The organism is Streptomyces sp. NPDC052036 (genome assembly GCF_040680495.1).
Lineage (GTDB): Bacteria > Actinomycetota > Actinomycetes > Streptomycetales > Streptomycetaceae > Streptomyces.
The window spans coordinates 66,923-87,583 of record NZ_JBFAWW010000033.1 but is presented as its reverse complement, the minus strand read 5'-3'; the positions used below and the strand labels follow the sequence as shown (position 1 = coordinate 87,583).

At 71.7% G+C, this 20,661-nt stretch carries 22 protein-coding genes; 11 read left to right on the top strand and 11 right to left on the bottom strand.

What is annotated here, in order from left to right:
- Window positions 1–91 precede the first annotated feature (91 nt).
- Together AB0L95_RS32585 and AB0L95_RS32580 are read right to left on the bottom strand one after the other, a co-directional pair.
- Window positions 92–1,279 carry an acyl-CoA dehydrogenase family protein gene (locus tag AB0L95_RS32585; protein ID WP_365167902.1) on the bottom strand — a complete coding sequence of 396 codons (1,188 nt, stop codon included), beginning with the start codon at window positions 1,277–1,279 and terminating at the stop codon, window positions 92–94.
- A gap of 145 nt (window positions 1,280–1,424) precedes the next feature.
- The gene (locus AB0L95_RS32580; RefSeq protein WP_365167900.1) at window positions 1,425–1,790 is read right to left on the bottom strand and encodes a ferredoxin; all 366 of its coding nucleotides are present in this window, start codon (window positions 1,788–1,790) and stop codon (window positions 1,425–1,427) included.
- Window positions 1,791–1,886: 96 nt separating this feature from the next.
- Between AB0L95_RS32580 and AB0L95_RS32575 the strand changes: the two genes are divergently transcribed.
- A complete protein-coding gene (locus AB0L95_RS32575; protein ID WP_365167897.1) occupies window positions 1,887–2,228 on the top strand; it encodes a DUF6479 family protein in 342 nt (113 codons plus the stop codon).
- 284 nt (window positions 2,229–2,512) lie between these two features.
- Here the strand turns inward: AB0L95_RS32575 and AB0L95_RS32570 are convergent, their stop codons facing one another.
- On the bottom strand, window positions 2,513–3,868 hold the full coding sequence (locus AB0L95_RS32570; RefSeq protein ID WP_365167895.1) for an NAD(P)/FAD-dependent oxidoreductase: 1,356 nt from the start codon (window positions 3,866–3,868) through the stop codon (window positions 2,513–2,515).
- Between the two features lie 1,208 nt (window positions 3,869–5,076).
- Between AB0L95_RS32570 and AB0L95_RS32565 the strand changes: the two genes are divergently transcribed.
- Window positions 5,077–5,295, top strand: coding sequence for a hypothetical protein (locus tag AB0L95_RS32565; protein WP_365167892.1), 219 nt, complete (start codon window positions 5,077–5,079; stop codon window positions 5,293–5,295).
- Window positions 5,296–5,382: 87 nt separating this feature from the next.
- Here the strand turns inward: AB0L95_RS32565 and AB0L95_RS32560 are convergent, their stop codons facing one another.
- Window positions 5,383–5,586 carry a cold-shock protein gene (locus tag AB0L95_RS32560; protein ID WP_359407901.1) on the bottom strand — a complete coding sequence of 68 codons (204 nt, stop codon included), beginning with the start codon at window positions 5,584–5,586 and terminating at the stop codon, window positions 5,383–5,385.
- A gap of 274 nt (window positions 5,587–5,860) precedes the next feature.
- On the opposite strand from AB0L95_RS32560, the gene AB0L95_RS32555 reads away from it, so the two are divergent.
- Window positions 5,861–6,442, top strand: a complete 582-nt coding sequence (locus AB0L95_RS32555) for an MFS transporter (protein ID WP_365167889.1) — start codon at window positions 5,861–5,863, stop codon at window positions 6,440–6,442.
- Window positions 6,443–6,709: 267 nt separating this feature from the next.
- On the opposite strand, the gene AB0L95_RS32550 is transcribed toward AB0L95_RS32555, so the two are convergent.
- Both AB0L95_RS32550 and AB0L95_RS32545 read right to left on the bottom strand, forming a co-directional pair.
- Window positions 6,710–7,030: a hypothetical protein gene (locus AB0L95_RS32550; RefSeq protein ID WP_365167886.1), complete on the bottom strand. Its 321-nt coding sequence runs from the start codon at window positions 7,028–7,030 to the stop codon at window positions 6,710–6,712.
- Between the two features lie 164 nt (window positions 7,031–7,194).
- Window positions 7,195–7,626 carry a thiamine pyrophosphate-dependent enzyme gene (locus AB0L95_RS32545; RefSeq protein WP_365167883.1) on the bottom strand — a complete coding sequence of 144 codons (432 nt, stop codon included), beginning with the start codon at window positions 7,624–7,626 and terminating at the stop codon, window positions 7,195–7,197.
- A 723-nt stretch (window positions 7,627–8,349) separates the two neighbouring features.
- Here AB0L95_RS32545 and dhaK point away from each other — a divergent pair.
- From dhaK to AB0L95_RS32525, 4 genes are all read left to right on the top strand, one after another.
- Window positions 8,350–9,342 carry a dihydroxyacetone kinase subunit DhaK gene (gene dhaK / locus AB0L95_RS32540; protein WP_365167881.1) on the top strand — a complete coding sequence of 331 codons (993 nt, stop codon included), beginning with the start codon at window positions 8,350–8,352 and terminating at the stop codon, window positions 9,340–9,342.
- A 67-nt stretch (window positions 9,343–9,409) separates the two neighbouring features.
- A complete protein-coding gene (gene dhaL, locus AB0L95_RS32535) occupies window positions 9,410–10,009 on the top strand; it encodes a dihydroxyacetone kinase subunit DhaL (protein WP_365167879.1) in 600 nt (199 codons plus the stop codon).
- Window positions 10,002–10,418, top strand: a complete 417-nt coding sequence (dhaM, locus tag AB0L95_RS32530; RefSeq protein WP_365167877.1) for a dihydroxyacetone kinase phosphoryl donor subunit DhaM — start codon at window positions 10,002–10,004, stop codon at window positions 10,416–10,418. Before dhaL ends, dhaM begins: the two co-directional genes overlap by 8 nt.
- 289 nt (window positions 10,419–10,707) lie before the next feature.
- Window positions 10,708–11,676, top strand: a complete 969-nt coding sequence (locus AB0L95_RS32525) for a fibronectin type III domain-containing protein (RefSeq protein ID WP_365167875.1) — start codon at window positions 10,708–10,710, stop codon at window positions 11,674–11,676.
- On the opposite strand, the gene AB0L95_RS32520 is transcribed toward AB0L95_RS32525, so the two are convergent.
- From AB0L95_RS32520 to AB0L95_RS32510, 3 genes are all read right to left on the bottom strand, one after another.
- On the bottom strand, window positions 11,660–12,292 hold the full coding sequence (locus tag AB0L95_RS32520; protein WP_365167872.1) for a PadR family transcriptional regulator: 633 nt from the start codon (window positions 12,290–12,292) through the stop codon (window positions 11,660–11,662). The two genes, AB0L95_RS32525 and AB0L95_RS32520, sit on opposite strands and share 17 nt — an antisense overlap.
- Window positions 12,293–12,338: 46 nt before the next feature.
- The gene (locus AB0L95_RS32515; protein WP_365167870.1) at window positions 12,339–14,354 is read right to left on the bottom strand and encodes an NADPH-dependent 2,4-dienoyl-CoA reductase; all 2,016 of its coding nucleotides are present in this window, start codon (window positions 14,352–14,354) and stop codon (window positions 12,339–12,341) included.
- 196 nt (window positions 14,355–14,550) lie between these two features.
- Window positions 14,551–15,321, bottom strand: coding sequence for a putative protein N(5)-glutamine methyltransferase (locus AB0L95_RS32510; RefSeq protein WP_365167868.1), 771 nt, complete (start codon window positions 15,319–15,321; stop codon window positions 14,551–14,553).
- A gap of 411 nt (window positions 15,322–15,732) precedes the next feature.
- Here AB0L95_RS32510 and AB0L95_RS32505 point away from each other — a divergent pair, with 411 nt between their 5' ends.
- Entirely contained in the window at window positions 15,733–16,203 is a 471-nt protein-coding gene (locus AB0L95_RS32505) for a MarR family winged helix-turn-helix transcriptional regulator (protein ID WP_365167923.1), read from the top strand.
- A gap of 96 nt (window positions 16,204–16,299) precedes the next feature.
- On the opposite strand, the gene AB0L95_RS32500 is transcribed toward AB0L95_RS32505, so the two are convergent.
- Entirely contained in the window at window positions 16,300–17,016 is a 717-nt protein-coding gene (locus AB0L95_RS32500; protein WP_365167866.1) for a GNAT family N-acetyltransferase, read from the bottom strand.
- The gene (locus AB0L95_RS32495) at window positions 17,013–17,936 is read right to left on the bottom strand and encodes an NADP-dependent oxidoreductase (protein ID WP_365167864.1); all 924 of its coding nucleotides are present in this window, start codon (window positions 17,934–17,936) and stop codon (window positions 17,013–17,015) included. Before AB0L95_RS32495 ends, AB0L95_RS32500 begins: the two co-directional genes overlap by 4 nt.
- A 246-nt stretch (window positions 17,937–18,182) precedes the next feature.
- Here AB0L95_RS32495 and AB0L95_RS32490 point away from each other — a divergent pair, with 246 nt between their 5' ends.
- The 3 genes from AB0L95_RS32490 to AB0L95_RS32480 all read left to right on the top strand — a co-directional run bounded on the left by AB0L95_RS32490 (window position 18,183) and on the right by AB0L95_RS32480 (window position 20,596).
- Window positions 18,183–18,788 carry a sulfite oxidase-like oxidoreductase gene (locus tag AB0L95_RS32490; protein ID WP_365167862.1) on the top strand — a complete coding sequence of 202 codons (606 nt, stop codon included), beginning with the start codon at window positions 18,183–18,185 and terminating at the stop codon, window positions 18,786–18,788.
- A 1-nt stretch (window position 18,789) separates the two neighbouring features.
- Entirely contained in the window at window positions 18,790–19,563 is a 774-nt protein-coding gene (locus AB0L95_RS32485) for a ferredoxin reductase (protein WP_365167921.1), read from the top strand.
- Between the two features lie 448 nt (window positions 19,564–20,011).
- Window positions 20,012–20,596, top strand: coding sequence for a hypothetical protein (locus AB0L95_RS32480; protein WP_365167860.1), 585 nt, complete (start codon window positions 20,012–20,014; stop codon window positions 20,594–20,596).
- The last annotated feature ends 65 nt before the right edge of the window (window positions 20,597–20,661 follow it).

Sequence of the window (20,661 nt, the reverse complement as noted above, 5' to 3'; positions counted from 1 at the left end):
CCGACAACGCGGCGAGGTGCCGTGCCTGGGGGCACCTCCCAGCCGCCGGGCTGGGGGAGTCGCGGGCCAGACGGGACTTTCGAAACACGCCCTAGCGGCGCACCCGGGGCATCCCCAGGCCGATCCAGGAGATGATCTCGCGCTGGATCTCGTTGTTGCCTCCGCCGAAGGTGAAGATCACGGCCGAGCGGTAGCCGCGTTCCAGTTCGCCGTGGAGCACGGCGCCCGCCGATCCCTCCTTCAGCGCGCCCGCGGCGGCGACGATCTCCATGAGCCAGGCGTAGGCGTCACGGCGGGCCTCGGAGCCGTAGACCTTCACGGCGGAGGCGTCCTGCGGGGTGAGCGTGCCGTCCTGGACGGCGCTCACCATCCGCCAGTTGAGCAGCTTCATCGCGTCCAGCCTGGTGTGGGTCCGGGCGAGCAGACGCCGCACCCAGGGCAGGTCGATCACCCGCCGGCCGTCGGTGAGCTTGGTCTCCATGGCCCAGCGCTGCACGTCGTGCAGGGCGCGGATCGCCATGGTGCCGTGCGCGGCGAGAGTGACGCGCTCATGGTTGAGCTGGTTGGTGATGAGCCGCCAGCCCTGGTTCTCCTCGCCGACGCGATGGGAAACGGGGACGCGGACGTTCTCGTAGTAGCTCGCGGTGGTGTCGTGCGAGGCCAGGGTGCGGATGAGGGTGCAGGAGTAGCCGGGGTCGGTGGTCGGCACCAGCAGCATGGTGATGCCCTTGTGCGACGGGGCGTCGGGGTCGGTGCGCACGGCGAGCCACACCCAGTCCGCCGTGTCGCCGTTCGTGGTCCAGATCTTCTGGCCGTTGACGACGTACTCCCCCTCGCTCCCGCCCTCCCGTACCGCGCGCGTCCGCAGAGACGCCAAGTCCGTGCCCGCGTCCGGTTCGCTGTAGCCGATCGCGAAGTCGATCTCGCCGGAGAGGATCGCCGGCAGGAAGCGGGCCTTCTGTTCCTCCGTGCCGAACCGCATGAGGGTGGGGCCGACCGTGTTGAGTGCCATCAACGGCAGCGGTACGCCCGCCTGCGCCGCCTCGTCGAAAAAGATGAACTGCTCCATGGCGCCGAGTCCGCGCCCGCCGTACTCCTTCGGCCAGCCCACACCGAGCCAGCCGTCGCGGCCCAGTCGGCGGATGGTGTCACGGTAGAAACGCTTCTGGACCGCCGGGTCGCCGTGGCGGGCGTAGGCGTTGTGCGGGACGAGTTCGGCGAAGTAGCCGCGCAGTTCGGTGCGCAAGCGCTGCTGCTCGGGCGTGTAGTCGAGATGCACGGCGCCTCCTGGCTCCCAAGGCCGGGTTCTGACGGCGCACACCGTAGAACGTGTTCCAGAAATTGGGAATGCCGGTGCACCGGCTCGCGCGACCGGTCCGACGGGTCCGCCAGGTCCATCCGGTCCATCCGACCCGTCCGGTTCGTCAGCCGAGTGCCGCCAGGAAGGCCGAACAGGCTCGGGCGCACGCCCGGCAGGCGCGGGCGGCCTCCTCGCCGCGGGGGGCCGTGTCGAAGACATGTGCGCCCTCCAGGCAGACGGCCCGGCACCGCTCTACCTCGCGGCGGATGCGGGCCTCGTCCTGGGCTCCCTGGTCGGACAGCACCCGGCAGGTCGCGTCGCAGACTTCCGCGCACATGATGCCCTTGCGCCGCAGGAGCTCCTGGTCGTCCGGGCCTTCCGTCTCCGCGAGGCTCGCGCGCAGGACGCACGCCCGCGCGCACTCGGTGCAGGCCAGCGCGCAGGCGAAGCGATCCTCCAGGAAGCGGTAGACCTCCTGTTGGGATGTCATCGTCACGATGGAGCGGGTAGCCGGTGGCGGCCCGGCCAAACCCGGTGTGTGTACGCCGTCCGGGTTCACCGCGGGGACCGGGGGTACCCGCGCGCCATGAGTACCGTGTCGATGGACATCGCCGTTCCCCATAGTCTGCAGATCGGCCTCTGGCCCTTTCTCGCGGGCCTGGTCGTGGTGGCCCTGCTGGTCGGTGCCTTCTGGATGGGCGCTCGCGTCCGGCGCCGGGAGCCCGACCCGCCCCGCCCGGAGGAGCAGCCGCGGCTGCCCGAAGAAGGCCCGGTGGGCGCGGTCATGGAGAACCGTGAGCCCGACGAGGTGCCGAGGAGCCGTCACCGTCTCACTCCGCACGAACTGAAGGCGCACGGCAATCTCGGATCCCGGACGAGCACGTCGACCGGGCGTCCCCGCTGGGAGCGGGGTGGCGGCGACGCATGAGGCGGTGGACCACGACGGCCGCCGCCGGCCTCCCGGCTGGGGCCGTCGTCGTCCGTGGCACAGTCGTTCGGGCATGGACGTGCGTGGGCACGCGCACGTCGGGCAGGCCGGGAAGCCGAACGGTGGACGCTCCCTGACGCGGTGACAGGGGCGCCCCCGACCGCCTGACGCGGTGACAGGGGCGCCTCCGACCGCAGTGGCAGGACAACCCTGACGCAGTCACAGTGCCGATGACGCAGTGACTGCGGTGACCGTGCCGACCGGACGGCGTCGGCCCCCGGCGCTCAGCCGGTCGGCTTGGGCGCCGTGTGGGAGGTGATCACGTCCGGGGTGAGGTAGGCGTCGGTCCGCTCGAAGTCCGCGAGCGTGGCGGGCCGTCCCGCCTGGAAGCCGGTGCGGACGAAGTCGTAGCCCGCCAGCGCGTTGAGCGTCCAGTTGGTCATGGTGCGCATCCGGGCCGGGATCGTGCGCAGGGCGCCGAGGTGGTAGCCGCGCGCGACGAGCTCCGCGGGCGGTCCGGTCATCTCCACGCCGAGCGGCTTGGAGACGGCCTGGAGGCCGCCGAGGTCGACGACGAGTCCCATGTCCCGGTGGCGGTAGTCGGTGAGCGGTGTGCCGCGCAGCGCCGCCGCCACGTTCTTCGCGGCCCTCCAGCCCTGGCGCATCGCGTGCTGGGCAGTCGGCGGGCAGACCGCGTCGGTCCCCTTGTAGAGGTCGGGCACCGCGGCGGCGTCCCCCAGGGCGAAGACGCCGTCCAGGCTCGGCACGGTGAGATCGGCGCGGACCACCAGCCGGCCGCGGTTGGTCTCGGCGTCCAATGTGGCGATCAGCGGGCTGGGCGCCACTCCCGCCGTCCAGATGAGGGTGTGGCACGGCAGAGTGCGGCCGTCGGTGAAGGTGACTTTGTCCCGCGTGGCCTCCGCGACGGAGACCCCGAGGGAGATGTCGAGGCCGCGCCTCCTGAGGATGGTGAGGGCGCGTGCGCCCAGCCGGTCGCCGAGTTCCGGCATGAGCTTGGGCGCGATGTCGATGAGGTGCCACTTGATAAGCGCCGGGTCGAGGCCCGGGTAGCGCTTGACGGCGGCGGTGGTGAGGTGGTGCAGATAGGCGGCGGTCTCGGTACCGGCGTAGCCGCCGCCCACGACCACGAACCGCAGCCGGGTCTCGCGTTCGGACGGGTCGGAGCTGGCGGCGGCGAGGTCGAGCTGGGAGATGACGTGGTCGCGGACCCAGGCCGCCTCGGCGAGCGTCTTCATGCCCACCGCGTGCTGTTCGACTCCGGGGATGTTGAACTGCCGTGTCACGCTGCCGGGTGTCAGCACCAGATAGTCGTAGTGCTCGACGGTCGTCTCGCCGTTGATCTTCCGCACCACTACAGCCTTGGCGGCCGGGTCGACGCCGACGGCGCCGCCGGGGACGATGACGGTACGGCGCAGCAGCCGGCGCAGGCTGACCGCGACCGACTGCGGGGTGAGGATACCGGCCGCGACATGCGGGAGCAGCGGCAGATAGAGCTGATGGTCGTAGGGGGTGACAAGCCTGATCGTGGCCTCGGCGGGCTTGAGGAGACGCTCCAGTCTGCGCGCGGTCTCCATCCCGGCGAATCCACCACCGACGATCAGGATCCGGGGCACGGTCATCACAGGTCCCTCCAGGCCGAGACGTCGACGCCTGCCACGCTAGTACCCAGGCTGGCGACGTTCACCCCGACGCGGCGCCCGGCATCCCGCCGTCGGCGCCCACGGTCCCCGCCCGACCGGGCTGCGCCGCAGCGAGGCCGGAGGGTGTGTGCGGGACCCGGCCCCGCAGCGAATCGGCGGTGGTTTTGCCGCTCGGGGCCGTACGCGCCGGGGATCGCGAACTCGGCTCGGAGGGGCCCCGGTCGGGTGCCGCCGGCACCGAGGATGCGGGCGCCCCCGGCACACCCCGTCCGCACGTCGGACCCGTCCCCCGACGCGGCCCCGCCCCCGTACACGCCCGAGAACGTCCACGCAGGTGACCAGCGCCCCTGGTCAGCAAACCCCCAGCATGAAGTCGGGGACGTGCACATTGGCGACATCGCTCATACGCGGCACGGGCGACTTCTGCAAGAACTGCGCCTGCGCTCGGCGGAACCGGTGTTCCCGCCCCCACGCCATTCGCTATCGAAGTGCCTCCGACGGGGCGGGAACAAGGGCCTGAACAGTCCCCATGCCGCCCCGAACGGTCGCCCACGTTCCCACGCCGCCCCGTGCGCCTTGTGCACGGATCACGCCGGGTGGCAGGCCGCCCCTGCCCACCACCCGGCACCGGAACGCCTTTGCTCGGAGCGTGCCGGGGATTCGGAGCTCAGGTCGCGGGGGCCTCGATGGCGGCAGCGAGGGCGCTGAGCACCTGCCCGAGCTGCGCGACGGCTTCGGTGTCATCGGCCGGGTGAGTCTCGGCGAAGCGAGTCATTGAGCCGGGTATCGCCCGCCTCCACCCCAAGACATCACAAGCCATTCTGAAACCATCAGTCAGAAGGCATCCGCCGTCCGAACGTGATCGTTTGGTTCGGGCTGGGTGGGCATGAACTCCGGCTGGCAGCGGGAGAGAGATGGAGGCGGTTCGTCCGCTCGCGTCGCTCGTGGAGGCGGCTGGAGCCGTCGGTTGTCGGACTGCTGGAGGCCCGGGAGAGGGAGGTCCGGGAAGAGGTTGCGCGGTTGCGGGAGGAGGCCGAGCGGGTGCAGGCAACGCTCGGCGAGGCGGAACGTGCGCTTCAGCGTCTGGTGGATGCCCGTGCAACGGTGGTGGAGGTGCCGGCCGAGCCGACCTCCGTCCAGGCCCCGCAGCCGTATCGCAGCAGACGGCCGCCCGTACGATGACCAACGTGACCGTCCGCCGAACTCTTGGCACCGGCCCCCAGGCTTCCGCGCACAGCATCCGCGCTGCCCAGGCCGACCTTCTCGACGCGCTGCCCGGCGTCCGCCTCCCCGACCTTGACGAGTTGCGGGCCCGTGGAGCGTTCGGCGCCCGGCCCGCGCCGCCGCCGAGCCCGCGCCGCGCTCTCGGAGCCGGTGGCCGCGCGGACGAGGACCCGCCCGATTGATGTCGGTTGGCCCGAAGTGCTCGCGGCCGGCGGCCAGGCACGGAGGCCCGGCACCTTCCACGGCGCCGGGCCTGTGCGGGAGCTGGGTCAGATGACGCGGATGTTCTCCGCCTGGGGGCCCTTCTGGCCTTGGGCGACGTCGAACTCCACGTGCTGGCCCTCCTGCAGTTCACGGAAGCCCTGCGCGGCAATGTTGGAGTAGTGCGCGAAGACGTCCGGGCCGCCCCCCTCCTGCTCGATGAAGCCGAAGCCCTTCTCCGAGTTGAACCACTTCACAGTGCCCTTGGCCATGCTTGTCTCCTTCGAGGGGGTTCGGGCCTGCACGGTGCAGGCCCGAAGGCAATCGCCCTGGTCCGGAGAGGGCTGCACAGCAAAGCGCCCGCCGGCAAGGTGACCGCGGGCGCACGACTTCGGAACCACGACTGCTCTGTGGACAACGCTAATCCCTCAGCTGGGGCACCGCTAGACCGAAACGCTGCCGGCCCCGTCATGCGCCGTTGCGGCCACCTTGACCTGGTGCCCGGACTGCTTCCGAACTCGCCATCGCCCCCCTCTGGAGCAGGGCTTGCGCTATGCGGCCTCGAAAGCGTCGATCATCCGCCCGCTGCTGATGATGGCCCTCGTCGGAACCTTCACCTTCGAATTCGAAGTCAGCCTGCCGCTCCTCGCTGAGGGCACCTTCCGTGGAAGCGAAACCACATACAGCTGGCTGCTTGCCGCGCTTGGCGCCGGCGCGGTGGTCGGAGGCCTCTACGCCGCGTACTCCGGCCGTACCGGAGTCAAGCGTTTGGCCAAGGCGTCCCTTGCCTTCGGGATCGCGATGGGCCTGGTCGCCGCCACTCCCAGCGTTGCCACCGCTGCCGCAGCATGCGTGCTGGCCGGTGCGGCCAGCATCATCTTCCTGACGACAGGAAACTCCACTGTCCAGCTCGCATCCGAGCCTGACTACCGGGGCCGAGTCACCGCCCTGTGGTCGACGGCGCTTGTCGGGAGCACCCCGATCGGCTCGCCGATCATCGGGGCACTTTCCGACACGGCCGGCGCCCGCTACGCGCTCCTGCTCGGTGCCGCCGCGTGCATCTGCGCCGCGGTCATCGGCAGCTGGCCCGCCCGGGACGCCGCATCGCGGATGTCCACGGCGCGGTGACTCCGCGGTCACTGAGAGTTCAGTCGTGCTGAGGCACCGGAACAGACCACAGCCAGGTCATGGCTACCTTGCGCGAGCTCGTTCGGCGCTGACGAGGCCTCAACTGTTGCGCCGGTCGGGAGGACTGAATGGGCGAGCCAACCGACGGGCCGCCGTCCAGGGGGTGAGGACGACAGCTCACGTCGGTCACCGGTATTGCGGGGCGGCCGCATCCCTATCGCACTGGAGCCACTCAAAGGTGTCAACGGTGCCTTGAGGAAGCACGTGTCACGCTTCTTCCAGAGCTTCGCCGAACTCGCGTAGCACTTTGCCGTGGCGGCTGCGGGCCAGTTCGTGCCCGACACCAATGGCGAGCGCGACCGGCCATTCGATGAGTTCGAGTGCCGTGAGGAAGCCGAGGCCCGCGAGGAATCCGAGCTGGTCCCAGGGCGGCAGTTCAAGTCGCAGGTCGCCCATGCGGACGATCACCGAATTGCCCGAGACGACGTGCTCAGCCGCCGCGCGGGGTCCATGGGTCCCCGTAATAGGGGGAACCGGCGCACTGGAAAGCGCGATGCCGGGGTCTGTCCTGCTCGCTTGCGCGGTCATGTCCCATTCCGTTCCATCGGCCGGTGCCGAGCATCCGCTCGATGTCGCTCTTCCACACTAGCTCCATACGGTCTGATGCCCCAGTTTGGCCTGGTTCGTCAGGGTAGTACTCGGGGGTGCGGGTGCGCGGTGTTGCGTCCCTGGGGGTGTGGCTTGTCGTGGTGTCAGCGTTGGAAGATCTCGACGAGGCGTGGTCCGGTGGCATCCGGGCCCTTCTTGAGGTATTCGGTGAGGTCCTCAAGGGTGTCGGCGCGGTGAACTTCGAGGCTGTAGCCGCGTGCGACGTCGAGTACGTCGATGTCGGGGATGCCGAGGTAGTCGCCTGTGGGGACGTGCAGGAGGTCGGCGAATTCCTCCAGCGCCCGGTATCTGTCGTTGGTGCACACCACGAAGGTCACGGGGACCCTGTGGCGGGCCGCGGTCCACAGGCCGGAGACGGTGTACTGCATGCCGCCGTCGCCGAGGAGGGCGACCAGGGGCCGGTCGGGGCAGCCAAGCTCGAGACCGATGGCGGCCGGAAGACCCCAGCCGAGCCCTCCGGCGGCGGGGTGGAACGGGGAGTGCGCGCGGGTGATCGTGAGCCGGTCGCGGAACATGTCGGCGGAGCTCCGCTCGAGCGCGAAGACGGTGTCGTCGCTGGTGCGGCGGTCGATGGCGTCGAGGATGGCCTCGACGGTGAAGGGAGGTCCGCTGGTGTCGGCTTCGGGGATCGTGCGGGGCGGAGGCCAGGGCCGGTCGCTTACGGCGACCGCGCCGGTGACGCGGACCAGGGCGTCGGAGGCGTCGCCGACGAAGATGTGTGGCCGACCACCTGCGGGTGCTGCGCGAGGCGCTCGCCCGGATCCCCGGCGCCTCCACCGCGAAGATCCTTGTGTGGGTGGATGACGCCGGGCCACCCACGGGCTGCACGAACATCTGCGGGATCCGAACACGATGCGGCGCACGGTCCGCTTCACCACCGGCCGGACCAGTCGAAGTTGTGCTGTCCGACGAGAAGCGCGCCGAGTTGGTGCGCCGGGCGGGCGGGACGGTGGCGCCTCGTCTCGGGGCCCAGTGACAGCCAAGCCGAAAGTCGCAGCGTACATGACCTTCGCTGCCGCAAGGCCGATACTGATGCGCAAGGCACCATCCACGTGCCCCAAGGCGTCTCCAGGGGATCCGATGATCCGTCAGCCAAGCCAGTGTTCAGTCAGCATCAGACCCGCCAGGACCCGCGGTCAGCTATTACGGGTCGCCAAGGTCAACAACCGGCCGCACCCGGCCTGAACAGGGAAAACACAGGTCAGAGAGTCACCTGCTAACGTTCCTAGGAGATAGGCATGAAAATGCTGATCAACGTCCCGGAGACGGTGGTATCGGACGCGCTGCGGGGCATGGCGACCGCGCATCCCGAACTGACGATCGACGTGGAGAACCGGGTGATCGTGCGGCGGGACGCCCCGGTCGCGGGGAAGGTCGCGCTGGTCTCCGGCGGCGGCTCGGGGCACGAGCCGCTGCACGGCGGTTTCGTGGGTCCGGGCATGCTCTCGGCCGCGTGTCCTGGCGAGGTGTTCACGTCCCCGGTTCCGGACCAGATGGTGCGTGCCGCGGCGGCCGTGGACAGCGGCGCCGGCGTGTTGTTCATCGTCAAGAACTACACCGGTGACGTGCTCAACTTCGACATGGCGGCCGAGCTGGCCGAGGACGAGGGCATCCAGATCGCGAAGGTGCTTGTCAACGATGACGTCGCCGTGACCGACAGCCTCTACACGGCGGGCCGGCGCGGCACCGGTGCCACCCTGTTCGTGGAGAAGATCACGGGGGCGGCGGCGGACGAAGGACAGCCGCTGGAGCGTGTGCAGTCCATCGCCCGGCAGGTCAACGAGAACGCGCGCAGCTTCGGTGTCGCTCTCACCGCGGGCACCACGCCCGCGAAGGGCAGCCCGACCTTCGATCTCCCGCCGGGCGAGCTGGAGTTGGGCATCGGCATTCATGGCGAGCCGGGGCGCGAGCGGCGCGCGATGATGACCGCGCGAGAGATCGCCGATGTCTCGGTCGACGCCATTCTCGACGACATGCGGCCGCGCAATCCCGTACTGGTCCTCGTCAACGGGATGGGCGCCACCCCGCTGCTGGAGCTGTACGGCTACAACGCCGAGGTGCAGCGGGCGCTGGCCGACCGCGGCGTCGCGGTCGCCCGCACCCTCGTCGGCAACTACGTCACCTCGCTCGACATGGCCGGCGCCTCGGTCACCCTGTGCCAGATCGACGAGGAGCTGCTGCGGCTGTGGGACGCGCCGGTCAGCACACCGGGCCTGCGCTGGGGCAGGTGATCCTCCGGCACACGGCCGCCCCGGATTCGTGAGTGAGGTCAACGTCCGTACCACGCAAGGAGATCCAGTGCTCGACGCCGACTTCTTCCGCCGTTGGATGACGGCGACCGCCGCCTCCGTCGACCGCGAGGCGGAGCGACTGACCGCGCTCGACTCGCCGATCGGCGATGCCGACCACGGCAGCAATCTGCAACGCGGCTTCCGCGCGGTCGCCGCCGCCCTGGACAAGGAGGTGCCGGCCTCGCCGGGCGCGGTCCTCCAACTCGCGGGCAAACAGCTGATCTCGACGGTGGGCGGAGCCTCCGGCCCGCTGTACGGGACGTTGCTGCGCCGCGCCGGCAAGGCGCTCGGGGACGCGGAGGAGGTCACCGAGGAGCAGCTGATCCAGGCGCTGCGGGCGGGCGTGGACGGGGTGATGGCGCTGGGCGGCGCCGCGCCCGGCGACAAGACCATGATCGACGCCCTGGTGCCCGCGGTGGACGCGCTGGCCACCTCGTTCGGGGCGGCCCGAGCGGCCGCCGAGGAGGGCGCCGTCGCGACGACGCCGTTGCAGGCCCGCAAGGGCCGGGCGAGCTATCTGGGCGAGCGCAGCATCGGGCACCAGGACCCCGGTGCCACCTCCTCGGCCCTGCTGATCGCCACACTCGCGGAGGCCGCCGGTGAGTGACACCTCCGAGAAGCTGGTCGGCATCGTGCTCGTCTCGCACAGTGCCGCCGTCGCCGAGTCGGTCGCGGACCTGGCGAAGGGGCTGGCGGGCGGCGCCGGCACGGTGCCCGTCGCCCCGGCGGGCGGCACTCCCGACGGCGGGCTCGGCACCAGCTCCGAGCTGGTCGCCGCGGCGGCCGCGGCCGTGGACCGGGGGGCCGGGGTCGCCGTGCTCGCCGACCTGGGCAGTGCCGTGCTCACCGTGAAGGCGCTGCTGGCCGAGGGCGACGAACTACCCGAGAACACCCGGCTGGTGGACGCCCCCTTCGTGGAGGGCGCGGTCGCGGCGGTCGTCACGGCCTCGGCGGGCGCGGATCTGGCGGCGGTGGAGGCGGCGGCCGCGGAGGCGTACGGGTACAGGAAGGAGTGACGTGAACGACTGACCCGATGGCTTGATGCGGGCATGCGCCCGTGATGCGGCCGAGCGCCGGGACCGGACGGGGCCCGACGCTCGGCCGCGCTCGTCGGCGCGGAATCAGCGACGACAGCGAACCGCGCCGTCGGCACGAACTGCCCTGAAAGGCAAGCGAGTTCACGCCGCTTCTGGGTCCAGCATACGTATCCGGGCCGGGCTGCGGCGAACCTCGCTCCCCCTCTTGCTGCCCTCACGTCAGCCATGGCATACAGGTACAGACCAATCCCCGTGGAGGGAGGGGCCTGTGCGACGCGCCCTCGTACCGGTGATCTGTGGTGCTCTCCTGCTTCTCGCGTCCTGCGCCCGGAGCGGTCCGGGCGACGGCGGCGGGCGCCTTCCGTCGGCGCCCCTGGGGGTGACCGCCGTGGCGGGCAGCGCGACCAGCGTGCACGTCATGTGGAACCGTGTGTCGGACGGTACGGACATCGCCGGGTACGAGATCTTTCGCGGCACGAGGAAGGTGACGGCGGTGCCCGCCGGAGAGCACATGGTGGACGTCACCCGGCTCGCACCCTCGACGACGTACACCTTCACCGTACGGGCCCGTGGGGCCGACGGCGGCCTCGGTCCGGCCGGCCGCGCGGTCCGCGCCACCACACCGGCCGCCGTCGCCGCCGACGAACGGGCTCCTTCCCGGCCGGGGCGGCCCCGCGGCAAGGCGGTGGGCAGCCGGGCAGTCCAGCTGGCCTGGGAGCGGTCGTCGGACGACCGGGGCGTGGTGTCGTACAACATCTACCAGGGCGGCTCGAAGATCCACAGTGTGAGCGGCGCCCAGACAGCGGCCGTGGTCACCGGGCTGCGACCGGGCGTCCGCTACGCGTTCACCGTCCGGGCCCGCGACGCGGCCGACAACCTCTCACCGCCGAGTGACACGGTCCGGCTCACCACCGCGCCCGGCTCGGCGGGCGACGAAGGCAGCGCACCGACCCGGTTCCGGGCCGCGACACATCGTGCCGACGGGGCGTACTACCTGGATCTGTCCTGGGTGCCGCCGCCGGCCGACGGCGTCATCACGGAGTACGGGATCGAACTGGACGGACGGCCGGCCACCTCGCTGGTCTGGGGCGGCACCCCGCCGCGCTCGACGGCGGCCTACAGCTTCTACGTGGGCCGACAGGCCGGAGTCACGTACCGGGTACGGATCCGGGCGAAGCTGCCGGACGGCACCTGGGGCGGCTTCTCCCCCGAGCGGACGGTCACGACGGGCCCGTGACGGGGCCGCCGGGACGGCTAACGGAGGGGAGGTCGGGGGCGGGTCCGACCGCGGACCCAGGCCCGGGTCCGGGCCCGCGGTCGGGCAGCGACTCGAACTCGTCCAGGGCGTGGGTCAGCCACTGGATCCAGAAGGTCTCCAGATCGATGCCGGCCCGCAGCACCAAATGCTGGATGCGGTCCCGTTCCGAGTCCCTGCCCGGTCCGAAGTCGCGCTTCTCGATCTCCTGGTACTCGGCCAACTGCCGCTGGTGCAGGGTGAGGTGGTGGCGTAGATCACCCTCGATGCCCTCGGTGCCCACCACCGCCGCGGCGCGCAGCCGCAGCAGCAGCACATCGCGCATCGGCTTGGGGTCCTGCGACGTGGCCGCCCAGCGGGCCAGTTCGGCACGGCCTGCGGGCAGAACCTCGTAGGACTTCTTCTGCCCGCGGGCCGGCTGCTCGGTCGGCAGGGCACGGATCAGACCGTCGTGCTCCAGCCGTCCCAGCTCGCGATAGATCTGCTGGTGGGTCGCCGACCAGAAGTAGCCGATCGACCTGTCGAACCGACGAGTCAGTTCGAGACCTGAGGACGGCTTCTCCAGCAGGGCGGTCAGGATCGCGTGCGGGAGTGACATGGGGCCATCCTAGGGAGGCTGCGTGCGGCGCTGCTGAGCGCTCCGGTCAAAGCGTGGCGGCCAGCTCTGTGCCCTGCTTGATCGCTCGCTTGGCGTCCAGTTCCGCCGCCAGGTCGGCGCCGCCGATGAGGTGCGGCGTCCGGCCCGCGGCCGTCAGCTCCTCGTACAGACCGCGGCTCGGCTCCTGTCCCGTGCACAGCACGATCGTGTCCACCTCCAGGACCCGGCTCTCACCGTCCACGGTGACATGGAGTCCCTCGTCGTCGATCCGGTCGTAGCTCACGCCCGGCACCATGGTGACGCCCCGGTGCTTCAGCTCGGCGCGGTGGATCCAGCCCGTGGTCTTGCCGAGGCCCGCGCCGACCTTGGAGGTCTTGCGCTGCAGGAGGTGGACGGTGCGCCGCGGGGCGGGCCGCTCGGGGGTCCCGAGGCCGCCGGGAGCGTCGTAGTCCATGTCGACGCCCCAGTGGCGGAAGTAGGTCGCGGGGTCCTCGCTCGCCTTGTCGCCGGTGTCGGTGAGGTACTCGGCGACGTCGAAGCCGATGCCGCCCGCGCCGAGAACGGCGACGCGGTCACCGACGGGCGCGCCGTCCCGCAGGACGTCGAGGTAGCCGAGGACGCGGGGATGGTCGATGCCGGGGATCTCGGGGGTGCGCGGGCTGACGCCGGTCGCGACGACGATCTCGTCGAACCCGGCGAGGTCCGTCGCGACGACCCGGGTGTTCAGCCGGACGTCCACGCCGTGCCGGTCGAGCTGGGTGCGGAAGTAGCGGAGCGTCTCGTCGAACTCCTGCTTGCCCGGCACCTTGCGGGCGACGTTGAGCTGTCCGCCGACCTCGCCCGCGGCGTCGAACAGCGTGACGTGGTGGCCGCGTTCGGCGGCCGATACGGCACAGGCGAGGCCGGCGGGGCCGGCGCCGACCACGGCGACCTTCTTGCGCAGCCGGGTCGGGGACAGGACCAGCTCGGTCTCGTGGCAGGCGCGCGGGTTGACCAGGCAGGACGTGATCTGCCCGCTGAAGGTGTGGTCGAGGCAGGCCTGGTTGCAGCCGATGCAGGTGTTGATGGCCTCGGGGCACCCGTCGGCGGCCTTGGCCACGAAGTCGGGGTCGGCGAGCATCGGGCGGGCCAGGGACACCATGTCGGCGTATCCCTCGGCAAGCAACTGCTCGGCCAGTTCGGGGGTGTTGATGCGGTTGGTGGTCACGAGGGGGACCGAGACGGCGCCCATGACCTTCTTCGTCACCCATGCGTACGCGCCGCGCGGCACGGAGGTGGCGATGGTCGGGATGCGGGCCTCGTGCCATCCGATGCCGGTGTTGATGAGGGTCGCGCCCGCCGCCTCGACCGCCTTGGCCAGCGTGACGACCTCGTCGAAGGAGGAGCCGCCCGGGACCAGGTCGAGCATGGACAGCCGGTAGATGATGATGAAGTCCTCGCCGACGGCCTCGCGGACGCGGCGCACGATCTCCACGGGGAAGCGCATACGGTTCTCGTACGAGCCGCCCCAGCGGTCCTCGCGCCGGTTGGTCTGCGCCGCGATGAACTCGTTGATGAGATAGCCCTCGGAGCCCATGATCTCCACGCCGTCGTAACCGGCCTGGCGGGCCAGACGAGCGGCGCGCGCGTAGTCGTCGATCGTCTGCTCAACCTCGGCGTCGGTGAGCGCGTGCGGGACGAACGGGCTGATCGGGGCCTGGAGCGCACTGGGCGCGACGAGGTCGCGGTGGTAGGCGTACCGCCCGAAGTGGAGGATCTGCAGGGCGATCCGGCCGCCCGCCGCGTGCACGGCCTCGGTGACGAGGGAGTGCTCCTCGGCCTCCGCCTCGGTGGTGAGCTTGGCTCCGCCTTCGTACGGGCGTCCGGCGTCGTTGGGCGCGATGCCGCCGGTGACGATGAGCCCGACCCCGCCGCGTGCCCGGGCGGCGTAGAAGGCGGCCATGCGCTCGAAGCCGCGCTCGGCCTCCTCCAGGCCCACGTGCATCGAGCCCATGAGCACACGGTTGGGCAAGGTGGTGAAACCCAGGTCGAGCGGGGTCAGCAGATGCGGGTAGCGGCTCATCGGGCCCTCCGTCCGGCGTGTCCTGGTTCTGTTGTAGACGAGGACGGGGTCTTTATGCAACTAGTTGCACAATGAGTCGGGACACCCCGCACACGATGCACACGATCACTGTGCGGGGTGAGCGGTTCGGTCCCGTCACCGTCCGACGCCTGCCGGTCGGGACGCTCTTGCGCTGATCAGGCCGCTCTCTCGCGGATCAGGACGTCCTGGTCCCGATCAGGACATTGGCGTACCACTCGTCCGAGACCGCGAGCCGGGCTCGCAGCCCCCCGCGGGTGAACGCCTCCACGGCCCCGGGGACCTGGTGCTCGCTCGTCTCCACGAGTACGGAGCCGCCGGGCGCCAGCCAACGGGCCGCCTCCACGGCGACCCGGCGCAGGACGTCCAGGCCGTCCGAGCCTCCGTCGAGGGCGACCAGAGGCTCATGGTCCCGGGCCTCGGACGGCAGCAGCGGCACCTCGTGCGTGGGTACGTAGGGCACGTTCGCGGCCAGGAGGTCGATACGGCCGCGCAGTTCGTCCGGGAGCGCGGCGAACAGGTCGCCCTCGTGCACCCGGCCGCCGTACGCGGCGACATTGCCGCGGGCACAGCGGACCGCGGCCGGTTCGATGTCGGCGGCATGCAGTTCCGGGCCGTCGAGCGAGGCGGCGAGCGCGGCGCCGACCGCTCCGGAGCCGCAGCACAGGTCCACGACGACGCGGGCGTCCGGCCCGGCCGCAAGGGCCTGCCGGACCAGGAACTCGGTGCGCCGGCGCGGCACGAAGACGCCGGGTTCCACGATGATGCGCAGTCCGTGGAACTCCGCCCAGCCCAGGACCTGTTCGAGGGGCAGGCCCGCCACCCGCCGGTCGACCATGGCGGCGACCTCGTCGGGCGTGCGGGCGGTGGTGAGGATCAACTCCGCCTCGTCCTCGGCGAAGACACAGCCGGCGGAGCGCAGAACGGAGACGACGCGGGAACGCGACATGGAGGGCGTGGAGGGCATGGAGCCGAGAAGCCTTTCGGTTGACCGAAGGGCGCTCTCGCGGTCACCTAACGGCGGTGAGCCGCGCTGACATGAGGTGAGAGCACCCGAGCCGACACAGCAGAAATGGGTCTCACCTCCTCGGCCAACACCGGCCGGGACGATCCGCGGCCAGGACGGTCACCCTAGCAGGAGGGGGACGGCCGGCCGTGTGCCGGTGCGCGGCGGGCGACGGGCAGGGGCAGCGGGCAGCGGGCAGCGGGCAGCGGGCAGCGAAGGCTGCCTCCGCGATCCGGTTGTACTCTACAACCAGAATGACCCAGGGAGGCTCCCGTGCAGGCAGACGAGGCGTCCGACACAGCCGCTGTCCCCGAGCGGGACCCCGCCGCGCCCGCGGCCGAGGAAGCCGGCGCGGTGGACACGGTCGGCGCGGCCGATGCCACGGGCACCGCTGGTACGGCCGACGCGGCCGTCGAGACGATCCACCGTGAGCTGACGACGTTCGCCCGGCGCGCCCGCGCCTCGGCCGGCCGGATGCACCCGGAACTCTCGCTCGTCTCCTACACGCTCCTCGGGCACCTGGAGGAGAGCGGCGGCTGCCGCGCGACCGACCTGGCCGACCACTACGCCCTGGACAAGTCCACGGTCAGCCGCCAGGTGGCCGCCCTGGAGCGGGCCGGTCTGATCGAGCGGCGGCTCGATCCGGGCGACCACCGGGTCCAGGTGCTGTATCTGACCCAGGCGGGGACGCGGATCCTGGCCCAGGTCACCGAGAGCCGCCGGGAGGCGTTCCGGGAGCGGCTCGCGGGCTGGCCCGAAGAGGACCTGCAACGCTTCGCCGCGTATCTGTTGCGCTACAACAGCGCCACGACTGCCGGGCGTTGACCCGCGACCCGCGACTCGCGCCCCCAGGGCCCGGGGCGCGGGTCAACGGATTCCCACCGTCATCAGATGTCCATCGCCGTCAGACCCTCAGCGCCGTCAGATCCCCACCGTCTGCTCGTCCACCGCGGACTCCGGTACCCGCGCCGACAGGAACCTCGTCCGGCGGCGGAGCCGGAACCCCAGGGACTCGTAGAGCCGGATGGCGTTGGTGTTGCCCGCGCCGGTGTGCAGGAACGGTGTCTCGCCGCGCTCGCGGATGCCGTGCGCGACGGCGAGGATCAGCCGGGTCGCCAGTCCCTGGCCGCGGTAGGCGGGGTCGGTGCACACGGCGCTGATCTCGGTCCAGCCCGGCGGGTGCAGCCGCTCTCCGGCCATCGCGATCAGCGCGCCGCCCCGGCGGATGCCCAGATAGGTGCCCAGTTCGATGGTGCGCGGCAGGAAGGGTCCCGGCCGGGTGCGCTCGACCAGGTCCAGCATCTCCGGCACATCGGCCGGGGTGAGCCGTACGGCCTCCGGTTCGGGAGCGGCGGGGATCCCGTCGTCGACGAGCTGCACGCCGTCCAGGTCGAAGGTGATCTCCCAGCCCTCCGGCAGTTCACCGCGGAAGCCGGGCAGCGGAGCCTCGGCACCCGGACCCGCGAGCGCCGCGAGGTCGGCCCAGTCGTCGGCGCCCGGGTCGACGGGCAGCCCCACCCAGGGGGAGACGTCCGTCGGGTAGCGCAGGATGCGGCCCCGGCGCTCGGCGAAGTGGGCGTGCGGGCCGGTCAGCGAGGCGAGCGCGGGGTTGTCGAGAACGTGCCGGATGTCACTCATGCGCCGACCTCGATCACGACCTTGCCCCGGGCGTGGCCCTCTTCGACGGCGCGCAGCGCCTCGTCGGCGCGCTCCAGCGGGAAGGTCCGGGTGACGTAGGGGGCCACGTCGCCGCGTACCACCAGGCGCGCGACCTCGTCGAGCACGGCGGCGGTGCGGGCCCGGCTCACGGGTGCCCCGCCGAGTCGCTCGACCTCCTGGCGCGCGGCGGCGGAGATCAGCTTCGACCGGTCGGTCAGCAGGGTGGCGGCTTCCTCCAGCACGTCACCGCCGACGAGGTCGTAGACACCGTCCACGCCGTCCGGGGCAGCGGCCCGCACCCGCGCGTCCAGATCCGGGCCCGGCGCGATGTGTACGGCGCCGAGTTGCTCGACGAAGTCCTTCTTGCCCTCGCTCGCCGTGCCGATCACGCGCAGCCCGAAGGCGCGGGCGATCTGCACGGCGGCGACCCCGACTCCCCCGCCGGCGCCGATGACCAGCAGCGTCGCACCGGCGGGCAGGTCCAGCTGGCGGATCCCGTCGTACGCGGTGGCCGCGGCGACCGGCAGGACCGCGGCGTCCGTGAAGGACAGCTCCGCGGGCAGATGCGCCGTCACCGCGGCGGGCAGCAGGGCGTACTCGGCGTATCCACCGGACACGGTGTTGCCGAAGACCGCGTCACCGGCGGCGAAACCGGTCACGCCCTCGCCGACCTCCTCCACGATCCCGGCCACCTCGCTGCCGAGGACGACGGGAAAGCTCGGCTCTCCGGTGTCACCGGGCCGCCTCAGGCCGCCACGGAGCTTCCAGTCGACGGGGTTCACGCCCGCCGCGCGCACCGCGACGAGCAGCTGTCCGGGGCCGGGACTCGGCCGCTGCACCTCGACGAAGGTCTCGGTCTCCGGGCCGCCGTACCGCGTGTACGCATACGCCTTGGGCATGTGCTGCCTCACTCTCCTTCACGGTCGCCGCACCGCCGGTCCAGGGGCCACCGGCACCGGCCACTACTGGCCAAGGTAGATCGGATGGCGGCTATTCCCGGGCCGCCGGAGAGTTCATACGTCCGCAATGATCGGGATCGGCCGGGGCGGGAGCACCGTGCGCGGGCGCGTACGGTGGAGGGCGTCCGTATCGATCGCGCCCGGCCGGCGGTCCCGTCCGGCCGCCCGGAGAGGCACCACCCCACCATGCACGTCACCCGAGGCTTCACCGGGCGCCCGCGCGTCCCCGACCCCGGGCTGCCGCCCGGCCAGTACGACGCGGGCGACGACTGGCCCGTCCTGTCCGCCGAGGTCACCCCTGTGCTGACGGCGGCGGACTGGTCCTTCCGGATCGACGGCGAGGTGACCGAACCCCGCACCTGGGACTGGGCACAGGCGCATGCGCTGCCCGTGTCGGCGTACAACGGTGACATCCACTGCGTGACCGGCTGGTCGAAGTTCGGGGTGGGGTTCGGGGGCGTGTCGCTGGATGCGTTCCTGGATGCGGTACGGCCCGGGGCGACGGCCACGCACGCCGTCGCCTACTCCCACACCGGGTACACCGCCAATCTTCCGCTCGCCGACCTCACCGGAGGGCGCGCCTGGATCGCCTTCGAGTACGAGGGCAGGCCGCTGCCGGCCGAGCACGGGGGCCCGGCACGGCTGCTGGTGCCGCACCTGTACTTCTGGAAGAGCGCCAAGTGGATCGCGGGCCTGAGGATCCTCGACCACGACGAGCCGGGGTTCTGGGAACAGAACGGCTATCACGCGCGGGGCAACCCGTGGGAGGAGCAGCGGTACTCCGGTGACTGAGGTGACTGAGTCGGGCGTGACCGCCGGCCGCTTTCTGCCGCCCACCGCCTTCGCCGTGCCCGGGCGGATCGCCGTGAGCGGCAGCACCGCCGCACACTGGCAGACCGCGACGCTGACCGAGATCCGCCGGGAGACACCGCGCGCGGCGACCTTCCGGTTCGCGGTTCCCGGCTGGGCGGGACATCTGCCCGGCCAGCACCTGCTGTTGCGGCTGAGGGCCGGGGACGGTTACGTGGCGCAGCGGCACTACTCGATCGCGTCGCCTCCCGACGACACCGGTCACATCGAGCTGACCCTGGACCATGTCGAGGGCGGCGAGGTGTCCGGCTGGTTCCACTCCATGGCCGAGCCCGGGGACCGGATCGAGATGCGCGGCCCGCTGAGCGGCTTCTTCGCCTGGCCGGGCGACCGGCCCGCGCTGCTCATCGGCGCCGGCTCGGGGGTCGTCCCGCTGATGTCGATGGTGCGCCACCACCGGGCACGCGGCCTGGACGTGCCGCTGCGGCTGCTGGTCTCGGCCCGCGGGCCGGGGGATCTGATCTACGCGGACGAGTACGGAGCCGAGACCACACCCGTCTTCACCCGCAGCGCGCCCCAGGGGACGCCGGTGGGACGTATGTCCGCGACCCATGTGGCGCCACTCATGGCCGAGGCGCCTCCCGGTGGGTGGGAAGCCTATGTGTGCGGTTCCAACGCGTTTGCGGAGCATGCCTCGCGGCTGCTGGTCGAGGCCGGGCAGCCGGTGGACCGCATCCGTATCGAACGCTTCGGCTGAACCGTCGAGCACCTCGGCCGTCACGCCACCGGCCCGGCACCAGGTTTCGGGGCCACATGGCCGGGAACCTCGCCGGGGAGGAGAATCGGCATAAAAGGCCGTTTCATGTCGGAGCATCCAGTGTCGCGTCCGCGGCGCGTTCGGAGCGCGTCCGCGCAGCTTCCGCGCCGGTCCGTGTGCGGCCGTCCCCACGCCCGGGGTCGGCGGTGCGGCCGGTCCGGCAGGAACGGGTCCCGGATGCGGGGCGTATCGGGGCCGCCGTCGTCGTGAGTCGCGGGAGGCGGGGGTGCCGTACGGCCTGTCCCTCGGGGGCGGGCCGGTGCACCGCGGGCGCCGTCGCGCGGTGCTGCGCCGAGGGGCTCCTTGATCGTGGCCGGGGCGGTGTGCGGGTTCCCCAGGGGGCTCGGCCCCTCCACGACGAGCGGGACGTGGCGGCAAGGAGGTCGAGATGCGAACCCGGATGCGCGGCTGGCGCTGGCGGCGCAATCCGCTGCGCCGGCGGTCGGATGTCGTCGAGGCGTGGACATCGCTCCTTCTCGCCCTGCTGCTGTGCGTCGGGGCGCCGCTCGTCGGCACGGCCGTGGGCTGGTGGGCGTACGGCGACGCGCACGCGACACAGTCCGTCCAGCGCACAGAACGCCATCAGGTACCCGCGCTGCTTCTCCAGGACGCCCCGGCCGCGGCGCCCTCGGCGCAGGGCGCCAAGCAGCCCCTCTACCAGGTTCCGGTGCGCTGGACCGAGCCCGGCAAGGGCACCCGGACGACGCTCGCGAAGGTCCCGGCGGGCTCGCTGCGCGGCGACCGGGTGCAGGTGTGGCTGGACACGAGGAATCACGGAGTCTCCCCGCCGCCCAGCAATGCCGCGGTGTGGCAGCACGGCCTGACGGCGGGGGTGTGGGCCGCGGCCGGCATGGCCGGGGCGGTCTTCCTGGGCCGCGCGGTCATCGGCCGGACCGCCGAGCGGCACCGCATGGCCGAGTGGGAGGACGAGTGGGCCCGCACGGGTCCGGACTGGGGACGGCGCACAGCGTGAACGGCCGGGACCGAGCGTCGGCGAACGGGCGGTCTGGCGGCGCCCCGGACGTCACCGTACGGTGT

Coding starts and splice junctions, on each gene's coding strand:
- AB0L95_RS32580 (WP_365167900.1), bottom strand. CDS start 1,790: ATGACATCCCAACAGGAGGTCTACCGCTTCCTGGAGGATCGCTTCGCC.
- AB0L95_RS32570 (WP_365167895.1), bottom strand. CDS start 3,868: ATGACCGTGCCCCGGATCCTGATCGTCGGTGGTGGATTCGCCGGGATG.
- AB0L95_RS32490 (WP_365167862.1), top strand. CDS start 18,183: ATGCACGTCACCCGAGGCTTCACCGGGCGCCCGCGCGTCCCCGACCCC.
- AB0L95_RS32520 (WP_365167872.1), bottom strand. CDS start 12,292: ATGTCACTCCCGCACGCGATCCTGACCGCCCTGCTGGAGAAGCCGTCC.
- AB0L95_RS32500 (WP_365167866.1), bottom strand. CDS start 17,016: ATGAGTGACATCCGGCACGTTCTCGACAACCCCGCGCTCGCCTCGCTG.
- AB0L95_RS32550 (WP_365167886.1), bottom strand. CDS start 7,030: ATGACCGCGCAAGCGAGCAGGACAGACCCCGGCATCGCGCTTTCCAGT.
- AB0L95_RS32480 (WP_365167860.1), top strand. CDS start 20,012: ATGCGAACCCGGATGCGCGGCTGGCGCTGGCGGCGCAATCCGCTGCGC.
- dhaK (WP_365167881.1), top strand. CDS start 8,350: ATGAAAATGCTGATCAACGTCCCGGAGACGGTGGTATCGGACGCGCTG.
- AB0L95_RS32560 (WP_359407901.1), bottom strand. CDS start 5,586: ATGGCCAAGGGCACTGTGAAGTGGTTCAACTCGGAGAAGGGCTTCGGC.
- AB0L95_RS32510 (WP_365167868.1), bottom strand. CDS start 15,321: ATGTCGCGTTCCCGCGTCGTCTCCGTTCTGCGCTCCGCCGGCTGTGTC.
- AB0L95_RS32495 (WP_365167864.1), bottom strand. CDS start 17,936: ATGCCCAAGGCGTATGCGTACACGCGGTACGGCGGCCCGGAGACCGAG.
- AB0L95_RS32515 (WP_365167870.1), bottom strand. CDS start 14,354: ATGAGCCGCTACCCGCATCTGCTGACCCCGCTCGACCTGGGTTTCACC.
- AB0L95_RS32575 (WP_365167897.1), top strand. CDS start 1,887: ATGAGTACCGTGTCGATGGACATCGCCGTTCCCCATAGTCTGCAGATC.
- AB0L95_RS32545 (WP_365167883.1), bottom strand. CDS start 7,626: ATGTTCCGCGACCGGCTCACGATCACCCGCGCGCACTCCCCGTTCCAC.